This window comes from Burkholderia anthinoferrum (assembly GCF_002925705.1).
GTDB classification, from domain to species: Bacteria; Pseudomonadota; Gammaproteobacteria; order Burkholderiales; family Burkholderiaceae; genus Burkholderia; species Burkholderia semiarida.
The window spans coordinates 175,464-191,131 of the sequence record NZ_LFZP01000019.1 but is presented as its reverse complement, the minus strand read 5'-3'; the positions used below and the strand labels follow the sequence as shown (position 1 = coordinate 191,131).

The 15,668-nt window shown below is 63.3% G+C and carries 21 protein-coding genes and 1 tRNA gene; 7 read left to right on the top strand and 15 right to left on the bottom strand.

Going from position 1 to position 15,668, the window contains the following annotated elements:
- Nucleotides 1-76: 76 nt before the first annotated feature.
- On the top strand, nt 77-526 hold the full coding sequence (locus C5F75_RS06015) for a hypothetical protein (RefSeq protein WP_006751403.1): 450 nt from the start codon (nt 77-79) through the stop codon (nt 524-526).
- On the opposite strand, the gene C5F75_RS06010 is transcribed toward C5F75_RS06015, so the two are convergent.
- The 10 genes from C5F75_RS06010 to C5F75_RS05965 all read right to left on the bottom strand — a co-directional run bounded on the left by C5F75_RS06010 (nt 523) and on the right by C5F75_RS05965 (nt 7,534).
- On the bottom strand, nt 523-1,194 hold the full coding sequence (locus C5F75_RS06010; RefSeq protein ID WP_104011970.1) for a hypothetical protein: 672 nt from the start codon (nt 1,192-1,194) through the stop codon (nt 523-525). The two genes, C5F75_RS06015 and C5F75_RS06010, sit on opposite strands and share 4 nt — an antisense overlap.
- A 63-nt stretch (nt 1,195-1,257) precedes the next feature.
- Nucleotides 1,258-1,992, bottom strand: a complete 735-nt coding sequence (locus C5F75_RS06005) for an HNH endonuclease (RefSeq protein WP_060010246.1) — start codon at nt 1,990-1,992, stop codon at nt 1,258-1,260.
- 448 nt (nt 1,993-2,440) lie between these two features.
- Nucleotides 2,441-2,920, bottom strand: a complete 480-nt coding sequence (locus tag C5F75_RS36195) for a hypothetical protein (protein ID WP_143328715.1) — start codon at nt 2,918-2,920, stop codon at nt 2,441-2,443.
- Between the two features lie 59 nt (nt 2,921-2,979).
- On the bottom strand, nt 2,980-3,714 hold the full coding sequence (locus C5F75_RS05990) for a hypothetical protein (protein WP_060010244.1): 735 nt from the start codon (nt 3,712-3,714) through the stop codon (nt 2,980-2,982).
- Nucleotides 3,715-4,021: 307 nt separating this feature from the next.
- Nucleotides 4,022-4,873 carry a DUF6414 family protein gene (locus C5F75_RS36190; protein WP_143328716.1) on the bottom strand — a complete coding sequence of 284 codons (852 nt, stop codon included), beginning with the start codon at nt 4,871-4,873 and terminating at the stop codon, nt 4,022-4,024.
- The gene (locus C5F75_RS36185) at nt 4,824-5,015 is read right to left on the bottom strand and encodes a hypothetical protein (protein ID WP_143328717.1); all 192 of its coding nucleotides are present in this window, start codon (nt 5,013-5,015) and stop codon (nt 4,824-4,826) included. Before C5F75_RS36185 ends, C5F75_RS36190 begins: the two co-directional genes overlap by 50 nt.
- Before the next feature lie 493 nt (nt 5,016-5,508).
- A complete protein-coding gene (locus C5F75_RS05980; RefSeq protein ID WP_373453010.1) occupies nt 5,509-6,231 on the bottom strand; it encodes an O-methyltransferase in 723 nt (240 codons plus the stop codon).
- A gap of 101 nt (nt 6,232-6,332) precedes the next feature.
- A complete protein-coding gene (locus tag C5F75_RS05975) occupies nt 6,333-6,629 on the bottom strand; it encodes a 4Fe-4S dicluster domain-containing protein (RefSeq protein WP_081066492.1) in 297 nt (98 codons plus the stop codon).
- Nucleotides 6,630-6,631: 2 nt separating this feature from the next.
- On the bottom strand, nt 6,632-6,940 hold the full coding sequence (locus C5F75_RS05970; protein ID WP_059576549.1) for a hypothetical protein: 309 nt from the start codon (nt 6,938-6,940) through the stop codon (nt 6,632-6,634).
- 12 nt (nt 6,941-6,952) lie between these two features.
- Complete coding sequence (locus C5F75_RS05965) at nt 6,953-7,534, bottom strand: RNA polymerase sigma factor (protein WP_081066493.1); 582 nt, start codon at nt 7,532-7,534, stop codon at nt 6,953-6,955.
- 173 nt (nt 7,535-7,707) lie between these two features.
- Between C5F75_RS05965 and C5F75_RS05960 the strand changes: the two genes are divergently transcribed.
- Nucleotides 7,708-7,784: transfer RNA gene (locus C5F75_RS05960), tRNA-Met, on the top strand.
- Between the two features lie 210 nt (nt 7,785-7,994).
- The gene (locus C5F75_RS05955) at nt 7,995-8,327 is read left to right on the top strand and encodes a hypothetical protein (RefSeq protein ID WP_059576556.1); all 333 of its coding nucleotides are present in this window, start codon (nt 7,995-7,997) and stop codon (nt 8,325-8,327) included.
- A gap of 54 nt (nt 8,328-8,381) precedes the next feature.
- Here C5F75_RS05955 and C5F75_RS05950 read toward each other — a convergent pair whose 3' ends face one another.
- Nucleotides 8,382-9,122 (bottom strand): SDR family NAD(P)-dependent oxidoreductase, encoded by a 741-nt coding sequence (locus tag C5F75_RS05950; RefSeq protein ID WP_059576558.1) that lies wholly within the window; start codon nt 9,120-9,122, stop codon nt 8,382-8,384.
- 115 nt (nt 9,123-9,237) lie between these two features.
- Here C5F75_RS05950 and C5F75_RS05945 point away from each other — a divergent pair, with 115 nt between their 5' ends.
- Complete coding sequence (locus C5F75_RS05945) at nt 9,238-9,861, top strand: TetR/AcrR family transcriptional regulator (protein WP_059576561.1); 624 nt, start codon at nt 9,238-9,240, stop codon at nt 9,859-9,861.
- A gap of 29 nt (nt 9,862-9,890) precedes the next feature.
- Here C5F75_RS05945 and eco read toward each other — a convergent pair whose 3' ends face one another.
- Nucleotides 9,891-10,391, bottom strand: coding sequence for a serine protease inhibitor ecotin (gene eco / locus C5F75_RS05940; RefSeq protein ID WP_059576564.1), 501 nt, complete (start codon nt 10,389-10,391; stop codon nt 9,891-9,893).
- Between the two features lie 143 nt (nt 10,392-10,534).
- Between eco and C5F75_RS05935 the strand changes: the two genes are divergently transcribed.
- On the top strand, nt 10,535-10,861 hold the full coding sequence (locus C5F75_RS05935; protein WP_059576567.1) for a hypothetical protein: 327 nt from the start codon (nt 10,535-10,537) through the stop codon (nt 10,859-10,861).
- A 195-nt stretch (nt 10,862-11,056) separates the two neighbouring features.
- Here the strand turns inward: C5F75_RS05935 and C5F75_RS05930 are convergent, their stop codons facing one another.
- Entirely contained in the window at nt 11,057-11,458 is a 402-nt protein-coding gene (locus C5F75_RS05930; RefSeq protein ID WP_059576569.1) for a hypothetical protein, read from the bottom strand.
- 117 nt (nt 11,459-11,575) lie between these two features.
- On the opposite strand from C5F75_RS05930, the gene C5F75_RS05925 reads away from it, so the two are divergent.
- Together C5F75_RS05925 and C5F75_RS05920 are read left to right on the top strand one after the other, a co-directional pair.
- Nucleotides 11,576-11,956: a DUF5594 family protein gene (locus C5F75_RS05925; RefSeq protein WP_059576572.1), complete on the top strand. Its 381-nt coding sequence runs from the start codon at nt 11,576-11,578 to the stop codon at nt 11,954-11,956.
- A 182-nt stretch (nt 11,957-12,138) separates the two neighbouring features.
- Nucleotides 12,139-13,506, top strand: a complete 1,368-nt coding sequence (locus C5F75_RS05920) for an MFS transporter (protein WP_059576575.1) — start codon at nt 12,139-12,141, stop codon at nt 13,504-13,506.
- A 30-nt stretch (nt 13,507-13,536) separates the two neighbouring features.
- Here the strand turns inward: C5F75_RS05920 and C5F75_RS05915 are convergent, their stop codons facing one another.
- Nucleotides 13,537-14,130 (bottom strand): AAA family ATPase, encoded by a 594-nt coding sequence (locus tag C5F75_RS05915; protein WP_059576897.1) that lies wholly within the window; start codon nt 14,128-14,130, stop codon nt 13,537-13,539.
- Complete coding sequence (otsA, locus tag C5F75_RS05910; RefSeq protein WP_059576577.1) at nt 14,123-15,544, bottom strand: alpha,alpha-trehalose-phosphate synthase (UDP-forming); 1,422 nt, start codon at nt 15,542-15,544, stop codon at nt 14,123-14,125. The genes C5F75_RS05915 and otsA overlap by 8 nt, the downstream gene beginning before the upstream one ends.
- Nucleotides 15,545-15,668 lie beyond the last annotated feature (124 nt).

Here is a 15,668-nt window from a genome sequence, read left to right as displayed (position 1 = left end):
GTGGGCCTACGGCGATATCCTATTCAACAACGTTGCACGCATAGCCTCCGCAGCCGCATAAATTCGCCAGGCTCCCATGATCCAGATCATCCTTGACACAAACATCTATGATTGCATCGAACAGGATGCGGAAAGCGCCGAGCTGTTGCTCAACCTAATAGAACAGCAAGCGGTCGCGATTCTGATGCCGCGCCAAGTTGCTGAAGAGCTACATCGGCGCGAGGCTGGCTTCCCGGATCAATTCCCAGTCGAAATCATCGGCCACGCCGTCGCACGGGTCGGCATCATGCGCGCCGGTGACCACTTGGGCTCAGGCGAAATCTATGACGCTCACCGCGGCACATCCAACAGCGAAGCAGATGCCTTTATCGTTGATGTTGCGGCTATGGTTGCTGATTGGTTCATCTCCGAGGACCGTCGCAGTCTACGGCGCTTTCCTGCCGGGACGCGCTGCATCCCTATGCGTTACGGAGACTTTTGCGAAAAACTTCGTAGCCTCGTCGAGGAAGACGATCTTGCGCGTTAACGATTCTGCTCAAGCCTTGCATTTGCCATGCAGATTGCCTCACCGAGCCATGTATAGAACTGCTCGAACGTAGTCAGGATAATTGCGAGATGCACTTCTACCGGGGGAATACCTCTCGCGGGCGTTCCAAACACTACGCGATGCGCGTGTTCATGCTCGCCGAAAGAGCCTAGCACCCCGCTCAAGTTTGGATGCGTGAACTCACAAAGCGACTCGTAAACCGCCATCAAACCCGGAACACCGATGCGCCGTTCCGTCTCCTCGATCGCCTTCAACATATGAACTGCAGGAGGCGCCTCGTCCTGCATGTTTCTGGCGCCCACAACCGCCTTTGCTATCCGGTCGAACAGGACCTTCTCGTCCCCAGTGGCTTCAAATTTCTCAAATATGCCTCGGAGGTACCCGAGTACCGACATCGTCTCTAACATCGAACGTGCGATGATGGCGGCACCTAGCGAACGTGAGGCGTCATGGAGTGCAAAAGCATCCTCCGCAAGCGCAACGATTCGATGCAACAACGCCTCTCGGACTACCAAGGCGTAAAACAACGACTTGAACATGATGCCCTGCTGCGCGGCATCGACTGATGAGGGCAACGACGCCTTCAATCGAGACGCCACTTCCTTTGCCTCTTGCAACGCGGCATCCGTCTCGGTCCGATTAGTCATTCAGCCACCTCGCCAGACCTCAGCTCCATGTGCTCAACCCGAACATGTTTGCACATCTTGCCCTCAATCCAATTTTCCATAGTGCATCTCTCGATGGCAGTTCGGACAGAGAGCAATTGCGTTCTCGACCGTGTCCTCACCTCCGTCGGCCAACCTCGAGCGGTGATGTACCTCGAGATACGGTGTGCAATCGGTGCGTCGGATGAACGGTGCTGGCTTCGCGCACCGCTCACAACTGCCCTTCGCTCGCTCCAACACCTCTGCAGCAACGTCAGGATTCCGGACGTAAGCCTCGGTCACGACCTGCACCTTATTGGGCACCTTAGCAGCAGCGAGAAGCCGGCTCCGGCGTACAGCAGGCGCGTCCGCTCGAGCCTGCTGTACCGCCTCCGCAAATTCCGACTGCATCACGCCGAGATCGCTAGGCAACAGGCGCTTCGCCGCCCACGCATCGACTATCCGGCGCTTTGCATGTTGAGGTCCGCCCTTCGAAAGCTTCGCGTAGTAGTCTAGATGCGCGTAGTTCGCGGCGATCGCTTTTTCCAGTTCGGCGCCGCCCCGTTCAATCGCAATTTGGCAGAGAAAATAGTTGGTTGCCTCGACGCTCAGTGTGCGATGGAACTCTTGTCCCATCAGCATCAAGCGGAGATCATCGATGAAATGGGTTGCCGTCGTGTCGTTGAGCCGGTACTCGCGGTAAAGCTTGTCTATACCCTCCAGCTTCGATAGCTTGCCATCATAGACGGCACTTGCCACTTCGTAAGCGGCTTTGATCTGGTCAGTCGTAATTTTGGTCATGGCGGCTCAGCACGTGGGTCGTTGAGAGGCTAGCACGACGGCCGTATAGCCGGCGCGCCGCGCACCTCATTCGCCCTGTACCCCAACGGATCAGCCAGATACGCGTGCACCTGGTCGTTCCGCCAGACTGTACAGCGCTGCGAGAGTTGGATCGGTCGCGGCGCCCGCCCCGCAAGGCACAGCTTTCGCCAAGTCTCCCTTGAGACACCGACGAATGGCTCGATCTGCTTCCACCTCGAGTGGCCGACGAGCGGCAATGCGCCACCGTGCTTATGCATGGTGAGCCCCCTCTTCGGTCAACACCTCACGCCCGTAGACCCGCGTCACCCATGTTCCGCGTCCGTCCCCGTGGCCAAGCCATGTCGACACCCCAGCAGCCGCCTCACGGCGCGATATGCCGGCTGCCTTCTGCCGCTCCAGATGTTCGGTCGCATACGCGTACCGGAGGCTACCGCTTACCGGGATGGGCTTCTATCCACTCAAAGCGCTTCTTCGCAACCATTGCATCTGCTGCCCTCGCGTCGAGATCTTCCTTGATAGATTGCACCGATCTATGCCACTTGTACCCATGCGGCAGTAAAACGACCTGATCTTCCGGTTTCGGTTGCTTTGCACCAAATAGCCTTTCGACTAACGAAGGCCTGTGCATAGATTGACCGCGCCTCCGACTACGCGGCGCGTCTTTCTCGATCAAAGCTGCAACGCTCAGAGTGGTAACTTTATTGGCCTGCAGTGGTGGCAACGCCGGGCGTTCCATAACCTTTCCCGCCGCCAGTGCGCCCCAGTACCCTTGAGGTGGCAAAGGTACGTTCAGTTGTAGGCACGCCCATCGGATCGCGTCTCGGGACACTCCGTACTTCTTCCCCAGTTCGATCATCGGAACCTGCCACACGAGGTTGTAAAGCTCGACACGTTCAAGCGTCTGCATTGGACACTCCCAACGTCACCTTGACGCACGCAGGCATCGAACTAGCGCGTCGTATTCGTCTACGCTTGCGACTGCTCTCTCCGTCGCCGACTGAAAAATAGCTTGCACGAGCGCATGAACAACTGCAGTTGGACCGGCCACGCGATGGCGCAAGCACCTCGATATCGTTGAATGCCAGGCCTCACTTTCCATCGCCCGGGCTGTGGCATGAAGTCCGCCGGGATATGCTCGACCCCATCGAACATCGATGGCTGGGTTAATTCGACACGCGATGCTCGTGCCACGCGACGATCGAGCGCCCGCGGGCCAATTGCTAGATACTGCGCCACACCAACCCTGTCGCCATCAAATCGCTCGAATGTCCGCAGGTATGCGACTGCTTCGGAAAAGCGCTCCCCGATCCTGCGTGCCGCCGCAGCCGCTTCTTCGCGCATCTCGATCGATGCCAACGGTTCGTATTTCTCGGGCGCCGAGAGTCGGGCAGCAACAGCATTTGGCATGAAGTCGCCGTCGTCATCGATATCATCTCGGTCGATACGGGTGGCGAAGCGCTCCTGACGATTGACGAACCTGCCGAACTCTCGCTGCAGACGCGTGACGATCAGCTCACGCACACTTTCGTCTTCAGGGTCCGGGTTCGCATCCGGCTCGACGTGCAGTTCGTCAACGATCAGCCAAGCCTCGTTCGTCAGATCCTCCACGGAATGATCGCCCTGGGACGATCCAGCGATCCGCTCGAGCTGCTTGCGAATTAGGCCGATGACTCGCTGGAAGAATGCGAAGGCCCGGTTCAACGGCCCTCCCAGTCAGTCAGGGACGCATTACCCGCTACCGCATCGGAAGCGCAGCAATTCCTCGGCAACGATAGCCGGGCACCGCGCCCGGTACTCGATCTGGAGTGCATCGTGCGATGCTAGATCATTCGTGTGACAGATCAAAGCATCGCGACAACTATCGTAGGAGCAGTGCTTCTGAAATCGTCGGGCGACAGAATGAGAAAAAGCCCGCAACTGGGCGGGCTTTCATCATGTCCGGGTTACGCTCATTACCGCTTATCACCGAGGCCGAGGAGAGGACGAATGCGATCGCCGGACAGTGGCACTACACTAAGGACGCTTGCGGTGAGACAGAGCGAAAAACGGCAACAGGTGTGACGCCATAATCTCGCGACTGGCGCCCAAAAAATACTCGAAGGCCGATCAGCATCTGTAGCATCCCGCTCTCGATGTCACTCAACGCATCAGGAACCGCAAAATTGTCGTCATCTGCGGGCCTTGCGTCAAGCAAAGCTAAAGTCCACCATTCGCCCGGCATGCTCGCGCCATGCTTAAACGCAAGGTCTTCCGCATTGATCGTTAGCGATGAAGGGCTCAGTGTAGACCAAGCTTGGTATTCGTCATTGAAGAGCCGCATTTGCATCGTATGCGGAAGCTTGGAAATGACCTTGATCATCTGCTTATTGGTTGCCGCCTCGGTCGCCGCTGTTTTTCGTTCAAGAGCCGTCTTCGCAGATGACTTTGCCTCTTCAGTCTGCGCAGCAATAATCGGCTCCCAGAGTTCCTGCACCATTCGGAGATCGATGATTTGAAGACGACCGCGAAGCAATACTAGCTGCCCCAATTGAGCAGTCGAAATGTTCTTCGCAATGAACCCTCTCGAATCAAGCTCATTGATTACTTCAATGGGGATTGTCCACGAGGCATCAAACTGAGTCTCGATTCCGTTCGATGCAGTTTCGGAACTCCTTGCTTCGCCGCCCAGAAGAAGTTTGGGGGCACCAACACCGAGCGATCTTGCCGATAGATCTTGAGTCGAAGCCGTGCGCTTAACGGACGAAAGCACCCCGTCATCAAACAGTTGCGCGTAATACGATCCTAGTTTGTTTCGATCGAGGTAGATGAAGTCAAAGAGGTAGTTTGTGGTTGGTGCGTTTTGCTCCGCGCCGGATTTCATTCTCAATTTCCTTTTTTTTGTCTTCAAATTCCGCGCGGGCCTTCAACATGCCATCAAGCATCTGTTGCGCCCCTTTTTGCATACGCTCGTTCCCTTGCTTTGCGGAAAGCAAGGCTCGCGCACCTTTCAAAAAGTTGCCCATCACGATCTCCAACGGATGTGTGAATACCCAACGACCATAGTAGCACGCCTGGCCGGAATGAACCCACGTAGGGCCTACCTACCTAATGCCTACCTAATGCCGCGCACTGACGTCGCTTGCAGGGCTCGTCGGCGCGAGTGCTCTTGCACTTTAGTGCGCCAAGATCCGTGACCAGCAGCGTAACGACCGCCTCATGTGAGCACGACCGTTGGGTCGCCACGGAGGTACCAAGCAGAGTCTCGACGAGACTTTTCATATAGTGGAATCGCACCGAGGCCGAGGCTCTTGGTCTTGAACCGTCCAGAAGGCGTACAGGCTTGCCGACCATCTGAATACTCGGAACATCGCTCCCCGATTTAGCACTGCACCATTCGGGGCATTTTTGGGGGCACAAATCCAAAAGACACCCACAAAATCCAATGTCATATTGGAAGCATGAATTCTGTCGGGACCAGCCAAGCCGATACTGCCCCGGCTTCGCAAGAAACTTCCCTCAAGCCACAACGACCGTAAACTCCACCCCCGACTCAAAATCCAGCGTCGTGGTCGAAAACCGCGGATCCTCGTCGAGGTAGTGCTTGTACGGTCGAACGGCTTCCTCGGCCGTGTACATGTTGTCGGCCAGCACGACCGTTCCGGGCCGCAGCAAGCGCTCGATCTGTCTGAACAGCGTCAAGTACGCGTCTGCCCATACGTCGATAAACACCATGTCGACGCCCCCTTCGAGCTCGGCAACCGTCTCGAATACATCGCCCTCCCGCACGTCGACATAGGCATCCAGGCCCGCCGCTTCGACATGAGCCCGCAAACGCGCACACTTGAGCGCATCGCATTCGGTTGCAATGACCACGCCACGGCCCAGCGTGCGCAGCGCATCGGCGAAATACAGCGTCGACACGCCGCAGGAACTGCCCAGCTCGAGGATTCTGCTCGGCCGTTGCGACAGCACCATGTTGCGCAAAAACCTTCCCGTTTCCGCCGACACGGCCAACGATAGCGCACTGCCTCCCGATGATTCGAAATCCTCGGTGAACAGGCCGAACGTTTCGAGAAACCGTCCTCGCAACCTCGGGGCGAGCGCTTCGTATTCGTCGACGAGCGTCGGAAACGCCTCGTTCGGCCCCTGGAACTGCGCGCGTGCGCGGGCGATGATTTCGCTCCGGCTTTCTTCATGAAGCCGTTGCAAAAGAGCGTTGGTGGTCGAAGCCAAGTCCATTCCTTCACGAAGTTGATGACGTAGACGGCGTATCCATCGACTGCCAGTCCGCCGTCAGGCTCCCTGCGCTGCCGTTCGATCGTCGGCAAGCACGAGCGATGCTATGCCCGTCGGGCAAGCGTGATCGCCCGTTCAGGGCACGCCGTCACACAAAGCCCGCATGATCTGCACGCGTCCGCATTCGGCGTGTACGCGACTTTCATTCCGTGCACGCGCAGCTTCAAGCGATGCATCAGGCCAAGATCGAGATAATCGGCCTGATCGATGCGCCGGACCTCGAACACGTTTTCAGGGCAGACGGCGACGCAATCGCCCTTGCCTTCACAACGTTTCAGATCGACGACAGGCGCAATCACGCCCGCCTTCTGCTTGCAGTCGGCCGTTGATTTCTCGCGCATGTTCACTCCTCGGTAGGCCGCTTGCCACGCGACCGCCATGCGGCCCGGAATTGCTCGCGTTCTTCGGGCGTCATGGCTTCCCACTTGCGCCAGTGGCGCCGGCCGTGCCAGCCGCGGTGTCCGCGGAATCCGCCGAACAGGATGCGGCTCAACACGAGCAGGCCCAGCGCATGGGCGAAGTCGATCGTCCGGGCGCCGACGAATAACCCCGGCATCACCCAGTTCCACAGCATCATGACGACCCATCCGAGCACGCCGATGGCGACCACCACGAGCAGCGCCTTGCCCGCACATCTGATTCGAAAATTCATCCGTCGACTCCTCTAGATATCCAGTTCGTCATAAATGGGTTGCAGTCGAGCACGCAGATGCAGGACCGCGTAGCGTTTGCGCGCGAGCAGCGTATTGAGCGTGACGCCGCTCTGCGCGGCCAGCTCCTTGAAGGACAGCCCTTCCAGTTCGTGTGCGATGAAAACCTCGCGCTGATTCGCCGGCAACTCGTCGAGCGCATCCTGCAACGCCTTGAGCAGCAGCGTGCGAGCGTAGAGCGCTTCAGGGCCGGCATCGTGTGCCGGTAGCGCGAGATCCAGGCGATACTCGCTATCCGCTTCGTCGTCGGCATCGAGTAGATCGGTCAGCGGCTGCTCCTTCTTCTTGCGGAAACGATCAATGATGCGGTTGCGCGCGGTACGGAACAGCCACGCGCTCGCCTGTTCGATCGGCGCCGGAAGCCGATAAGCCTGCACGAATTCGTGAAGCACATCCTGCAGAACGTCCTCGGCGTCGTCCGGGTCGCGGATCCGGCGCCGAATGAAGTTCCCTAGCCTCGTTCGTTCACGCATCACTGTCGCAGTGATGTCGCGGTCTGGGTCGGTCATCGATTGCGAAGTGGGTGGCGGTTCCATGCGTCTGAAGACGTTTCAGGCGCGCGAATATTGTGGCGAACGTAAAAAATTTGCGGCTGCACGCATCGGCTTCCCTGCGTGGCAGGGGTTTCAAGGAACAGGCCCGATATGACATCAGCCCGTCTTTGCACGAATCGTTTGACTCCGCGCACCGACCCAAGTACACTTCGCGCCGCGGGGTGGAGCAGTCTGGCAGCTCGTCGGGCTCATAACCCGAAGGTCGTAGGTTCAAATCCTACCCCCGCAACCAAATACCGAAGCCCGCTTTGCGAAAGCAAGCGGGCTTTTTGCTGTCTGGGGAATATTGCTTGCGCGCGCGGCGCGGTACACGAAGATGGTGCAATCGAGCGCTCGCCACGACGTGCGACACACGATCGCACCTCGCCCGTTCGCCGCGGACATGCACCGAACGTTGCGTAGAATTCCGAACCTTCTTCGGTTCAACACAAGGAATTCTCGAATGATTCGAACGATCGCGGCGCTCGCCGCGCTTTCAGCGATGACCGCCGCGGCAAACGCCGCCGACACCGGCTCGGCTCCCGCCAAACAGCGCTACGTCAGCCCCGGCATCGCCAACGTCACGGCTTCGGCAGCCCCGCACCCGGAAAGCACCTCCCCCGACGCCCGCTGCCGGGAACTCGCCGCCGGCATCGACGCGGTCACGCATTCGCCCGACCGCGGCCAGAAGGTCGTGCGAGGAACAGGCCCGGACGGCAAGCCGCGCAACGAACTGCGCGCCTACGACAAACGAGCCGACCTGGAAGCCGAGCACCAGCGCCTCGGCTGCCAGTAACGGGCACACGAACACACGCCTCCCACCCGGCCAACTCACGCCGGGCATCGGCCTTTACGCGTTCGCGCCGCCGTCGATCGTCAGCCCCGTCCCGTTGATCGACCGCCCTTCCGGCCCGACGACGAACGCCACGAGCGCGGCCACGTCGTCGGCCTTGCCGTACTGCTGAATCGCCATCCGCGCACGCTGCGCATCGGCATGCTCGCCGTCGGCCGGGTTCATGTCGGTATCGGTCGACCCCGGATGCACGACGTTGACCGTGATGCCGCGCGAGCCGAGATCACGCGCGAGCCCCTGCGTCCAGCCGATCAACGCGGCCTTGCTCGCCGCATAAAGGCTCATCCCGGCATCGGGCACGCGCGTCGCGAGGCAACTGCCGGTCGATACGATGCGCCCGCCCTCCCCGAGATGCCGCGCCGCCGCCTGCGACGCGACGATCACCGCGCGCACGTTCACGTTCAGCGTCGCGTCGATATCGTCGAGCGTGAGGTCGTCCAGCGCGCCGGCCCGGAAAATCCCCGCGTTGTTGACAAGAATGTCGAGGCCGCCCAACGCCTGCGCCGCACGATCGACCGCGTCGCGCACGGCAACCGGATCGGCGCTGTCGGCCTGGATCGCAATGGCCTTGCGGCCCAGCGCCTCGATGCCGGCGACCACGGCCTGCGCCCGTTCGGCGGATTTTTCATACGTGATCGCCACGTCCGCGCCATCGGCCGCCAGCCGTTTCGCGATCGCCGCGCCGATGCCGCGGCTGCCGCCCGTGATGAGTGCACGCTTGCCTTGAAGTCGATTCATGTCGGTTCCTTTCCCAATTTATGTAATGACCGACACAGAATGTGGCACGTTGCACCGCGCAGTCAATTGATTTATTTTATCGATCGATACAGATATCGACGAAGGAACGGACACAATGGCTGAACGAGGCCGACCGAGAAGCTTCGACAAGGAAGCGGCGCTGGATCGCGCGATGGAGGTGTTCTGGCGTCTCGGCTACGAAGGGGCGTCGATGACGGACCTGACGGCCGCGATGGGCATCGCGTCGCCGAGCCTGTATGCGGCCTTCGGCAGCAAGGAAGCGTTGTTCCGGCAAGCGCTCGAGCATTACCGCGCAACCGAGGGGCGGGAAATCTGGGGCGGCGTCGAACGGGCGGCCAGCGCGTACGAGGCCGTGCGCAGCTACCTGATGGATACGGCACGCGTGTTCACGCGGCGCTCGAAGCCGGCCGGCTGCCTGATCGTGCTGTCGGCGCTGCATCCGGCCGAACGTTCCGATATGGTCCGGCAAACGCTGATCGCGATGCGCGAGGGCACGGTCGACGCGCTGCGGGAACGCTTCGTGCAAGGCGTCGCGGCAGGCGAAATATCAACGCACGCGAACCTCGACGCAATCGCCCGCTACTACGTGACGGTTCAGCAAGGCATGTCGATCCAGGCGCGCGACGGCGCGAGCCGCCGCGATCTGGAGGCCGTCGCGCAGGCCGCGCTGGCCGCATGGCCGGCGCTCGTCGGCACGAGCAGCGCGGCCGGTGCATAGATAGCGGCAGGACACCGCCGAAAGAAAGGTTACTGCTTCGCAGCCTGCTGCACGTCCTTCGACGCATGCCACACGCGATAGCGCACGTCGAAGCCGTCCGGCACATAGACGACGAGCGGCAGGCGGCTGTTGTAGCGCAGCAGCTGACCGTCGCCGCGCACCTGTACGAACCGTTGCTGCGGCGCCTGGCCCGGGCACGCCATCAACGTCGATGCCGGCCCCTTCACGTCGGTGAGCCGGTAATACGTGTAGCCCCACCCCTTCACATCCTCGGCGGTCAGCTCGCCGCCGAACCAATGCTGGTTGCAGTCGGTCTGCAACGTCTTGCCGATCATCAGCTCGACGCGCGCATCGCCTTCGTTCTCGAGCGCGGGCAGCGCGATCACGGCGCGCTGCTGGCCGGCCGCTGCCTGCGGAAACATCTTGATCGACTCGGCGGATACGGCAGGCGCGGAGGCAGGCGCGGCCACGCTTGCGGCGGCGGTCGTCACGCAGAAGGCGGCCAGCGCGGCCCGGATCGCGAATTTCATCGATGTGCTCCTGAAAAACCAATGAGCCCCGGATGCTAACACTTTCGTCGCAAGACCTTACGGAGCTGTAATTTGGCGACACAATTGCAAACAGCCGGCAATCCCCGAGCGCGGTACTTATAGCGGAATCAACGGAGAACATCATGCTCAAGCTCATTGCTGCCGCCGGCGTCGCTACCCTGCTGGCCGGCTGCGTCGTCGCCCCGGACGCCGGATACGGCTACGGGCAGCCCTACTATTCCGATCCCGGCTATGCGTACGCCCCGTCCCCGGTGTACGGCACGGTCAACATCTGGGGCGGTGGCGGCGGACGCGACTGGGATCGCGGCCGGCGCGACTATCATCGCTGGGACGGCGACCGCGGCAACCGCGGCAACGGCTGGTGGCGCGGCGGCGGACGCCGTGGCGACTGGAACGAAGGCGGTGGCGGCGGACACGGTCGCGGCGACGGCGGCGGTCATCGCCACTGACGTTCAATTGCAACCGTTTGTATCCACGCACGGCCCGCCGATGGGCGGCGGCGCATCACTCCGGCCACAGAATGGCCACGCAAACGACGAAAGGCCCTCGCATCGAGCGAGGGCCTTTCGTCGTCCGGCCCGGCAAAGCCAACGCCGGCGGGCGCCGGCCCGACCGGCCCGGAACCGCGCTCGCGCGCGGCCCGCTTACCAGCCGGCCGGCCGCGCGTAGCCGCCGGACACGGGCGCACCGCACACGTACGCGCGCTGGTAGCGGTCGTAGCAATAGTTCGAGCCGTCGTCCTGGTACTGCGCCTGCTGGTAGGTCGGATAGGCCGGCTGCTGGTATGCGGGCGCCTGGTAGTACGTCGGCGGCTGATAGGCCGGCGCCTGGTACACGGGCGCCTGATACGCGACGGGCGGATTCATCGCGGACGTCACGATCGCGCCGAGCACCGCGCCGCCGATCAATGCGCCGATGACGGCGCCGCCGTCGCGGCCATGCGCGGACGCCGGCCCCGCGACGGCGAGCGAACCGGCGAGGACACACACTGCGGCAATCTTTTTCATGATGGACTCCCACGCGAAGTGGTACTGGATGCGATGCATTGTGGCGGGACGCGGCCGTAATAGATGCAGCAAGTGGTAACGCGCGATTACCGGTATCGCCCACGCCGAAACGCGTCGTCGCCGTGCTACGATTTTCGGCACACAGGAGACGCCTTCATGCAGCCCGAAACCGCCCGCCGTTTCGATACCGAATTCGCGCCGCGCATCGCGCAGGCGATCGCCGCGTTCTTCGCCGACCACGTGCGGGCCGACGTCGTCCCCTATGGCGGGCACGGGCACCCGACGCGCGTGCAGATCCGCAGCGCGCCGCACGAGCACGTGAGCGGCTTCGTGCATCCGCTGAATCTCGAACTGACGTGGGACACCGACGAGATCGAGCGGCTGATGGAACCCGACGGCCCGCAACGCTTCGAGCATTACCTCGCCGCGCTGCCAAGAAAGCTCGGCGCATGGCAAAGCGCGCGCGACATCGATCTCGCGTCGCGCACGCAGGCCGAGCCGCTCGTGCGGCTCGGCGGCCTCGACTTCGAAGGCTGAATGCGCGCGCCAGCCGGCCACCGCGCGGCTTGGCGTCGCGCGATGCGGCCCGGTGATACACTCGACCGGCCCCGTCCCGGTGCAGCCGCGCCGGCCGGGCCGTTCATCGCCGCCCCCCGCGTACATGGTTGCGCACGCAACCGGCAAGCGGGTGCGCGGACAACCCTGCTCTCGCTCCCGCCATGAACGCCGATACCGGCCTGCCGCTTCCGCAACGCTACTGGGCGATCGTCTGCGTCGCCCTGGGCATCACGCTCGCCGTGCTCGACGGCGCCATCGCGAACGTCGCATTGCCGACCATCGCGCGCGACCTGCACGCGTCCGACGCCGCGTCGATCTGGATCGTCAACGCGTACCAGCTCGCGGTCACGATCACGCTGCTGCCGCTCGCGTCGCTCGGCGAGCGCATCGGCTATCGCCGCATCTACATCGCCGGGCTCGCGCTGTTCACCGCGGCGTCGCTCGGCTGCGCGCTGGCCGGCTCGCTGCCGATGCTGGCGGTGATGCGCGTGATCCAGGGGTTCGGCGCGGCCGGCATCATGAGCGTCAACGCGGCGCTCGTGAGGATGATCTACCCGTCGTCGATGCTCGGGCGCGGGCTGTCGATCAACGCGATGGTGGTCGCGCTGTCGTCGGCGATCGGGCCGACGGTCGCGTCCGCGATCCTGTCGTTCGCGTCGTGGCCGTGGCTCTTCGCGGTCAACGTGCCGATCGGCATCGCGGCCGTGCTCGGCAGCCTGCGCGCGCTGCCGGCCAACCCGCTGCACGACGCGCCGTACGACTTCCCGAGCGCGCTGATGAACGCGTGCGTGTTCGGCCTCCTGATCACGGCCGTCGACGGGCTCGGTCACGGCGAAGGTCATGCGTACGTCGCGGCCGAACTGGCCATCGCGGGCGTGGTCGGCTACTTCTTCGTGAAGCGTCAGTTGTCGCAGCCGGCGCCGCTGCTACCCGTCGACCTGATGCGCATCCCGATGTTCGCGCTGTCGATCTATACGTCGATGGCGTCGTTCACGTCGCAGATGCTCGCGTTCGTCGCGCTGCCGTTCTGGCTGCAGCATTCGCTCGGCTTCTCGCAGGTCGAGACGGGCCTCTACATGACGCCGTGGCCGCTCGTGATCGTGTTCGCCGCGCCGCTCGCGGGCGTGCTGTCGGACCGCTATTCGGCCGGCATGCTCGGCGGGATCGGGCTTGCGCTGTTTGCAGCCGGGCTGCTGTCGCTCGCGACGATCGGCGCGCACCCGGGCACGGTCGACATCGTGTGGCGGATGGCGCTGTGCGGCGCGGGCTTCGGACTGTTTCAGTCGCCGAACAACCGCGCGATGCTGTCGTCGGCGCCGCGCGAGCGCAGCGGCGGCGCCGGCGGCATGCTGAGCACCGCGCGCCTGACGGGCCAGACGTTCGGCGCCGCGCTCGTCGCGCTGATTTTCGGGCTCGCGCCCGATCGCGGGCCGACGATCGCACTCTATGTCGCCACGGTGTTCGCGGCGGTGGCCGCGGTCGTCAGCCTGCTGCGCATCGCGTCGCCGCCGCCGGACCCGGCGGCCTGACACCGTCGCGCGCCGCACCCGCGGCGGGTGTCATGCGGCGTCGAGCGTGTCCATCACGAAGCGCACGCGCGCCTTCACGCTCGCGCGCGGCAATTCGATCAGCCGATAGCCGTACGACGTATAGCAATCGACCATCGCGTCATGGGTCCGCACCGCTTCCGCGAAATCCTGCCGGCGCTCGGTGTCCTGCGCATAGATGTCGGGCAACGGCGGCGCGATGAACACGCGCCGGTGATAACGAAAACGCCGCGCCGCCGCTTCCGCGTGCGCGGGTACCGCCAAGCCGGTCAGCTTCAGGTAGCCGATCACGTCCGGCACGCCGCGGTCGAAGAACACCGGCCCGCGCGCGTGCCGCGCGAGATGGTACGACCGCATCTCCCAGCTCAGCATCAACTCGGCGAACGCAGCCGGGTCGCGCCACGGCAGCGCCGGACCGTCGACGGCCATCTGGTCGCGGATCACGCCGCGCCCGGCTTCCTGCGAACGTGCGAACCCGGCGCGCTCGAGCGCATCGAGCAACGTGCTCTTGCCCGAACCCGGGCCGCCCGTCACGACGAAGAAGCGGCCGGTTGCGTCGTCGGCTTCTTCGTCGTCACTCGCCGCACGCTGCGCGAACTCACGCATGCGCGGCCCGCTGGCCCGCGCGCCGCGTGACCGACGCCGCCGCCGCGACACTGCGCAGGTCGGCGACGAACGTGTCGCGCCAGACCGACAGATCGTTCTCGCGCAGCCGCGCGAGGTTCTCCTCGTGACGCGCCTGCCGCTCCGCGAGCGGCATCGACAGCGCGCGTTCGAGCGCCTCGGCCATCTGCGACAGATCGTACGGATTGACGAGCAGCGCGCCGGTCAGCTCGGCCGCCGCGCCCGCGAACTCCGACAGCACGAGCACGCCCGGATCGGCCGGATCCTGCGACGCGACGTATTCCTTCGCGACGAGATTCATCCCGTCGCGCAGCGGCGTCACGTAGCCGACCTGCGACATCCGGAAGAACGCCATCAGCAGGTTGCGCTCGTACTTGCGGTTCAGATACTGGATCGGCGTCCAGTCGAGCTGCGAGAAGCGGCCGTTGATGCGGCCGGCCTCGCCTTCCAGCGTCTCGCGGATCTGCTGGTAGGTCTGCACGTCGGAACGCGTCGGCGGCGCGATCTGCAGCAGCGACACGCGCCCTTGCCAGCCCGGCGCATTCGCGAGCATCCGCTCGAACGACTGGAAGCGCTCGACGAGCCCCTTCGAATAATCGAGGCGATCGACGCTCATCACCAGCTTGCGGTCGCCCAGCGCCTCGCGCAGCATCTTCACCGGCCTGCGAGCGCCGTACTGGATAGCCGCCTGCGCGATCGCGTCGGGATGCACGCCGATCGGATAGGCCGCGACCTTCACGACCCGGCCATGCGCATGCAGCATCCCGTCGTCGCTCGCCGCGCCGATGCCGCGCCGCTCGATGTAGTCGGTGAAGGCCTGCTTGTCGGCCTCGGTCTGGAAGCCCGCGACATCGTACGCGCACATGAACTTGACGAGTTCCTCATGCGGCGGCACGAGGCGCAGCACGTCGGGCGACGGAAACGGGATATGCAGGAAGAAGCCGATCGGGTTCTTCACGCCGAGCTCGCGCAGGCAGTGCGCGAACGGCAGCAGGTGGTAGTCGTGCACCCAGATCAGGTCATCCGGGCGCAACAGCGCCGCGAGCTGCTTCGCGAGCATCGCGTTCACGCGCAGGTAGCCGGCGTACTCCTGCCGGTCGAAGCGCGCGAGATCGCCGCGGTAATGGAACACCGGCCACAGCGTCGCGTTCGAGAAGCCGCGGTAGTACTGGTCGTAGTCGCGCCGGGTCAGCCCGACCGTCGCGTAGGTCACGTTGCCGTCGCGCTGGATCGCGGGCTCGGCGTCCGGCGCACCGACGATCTCGCCGTTCCAGCCGAACCAGACGCCGCCCGTTTCCCGCAGCGCGTCCATCACGCCGACGGCCAGGCCGCCCGCGCTCGGGCGCGTGTCCTCGCCGGCGGCGACACGATTCGATACCACGATCAATCTGCTCATGCGATTTCCCCTCCTCGATTCGAATGGCTGACGCGCGACGCGCGCCAAAGCAGGCGCGGCGGCCCGAAGGCGGCCGCGCGGCGACTCAGTTCCGAGAATTGCAATGAAATACGGCGGTGGAATG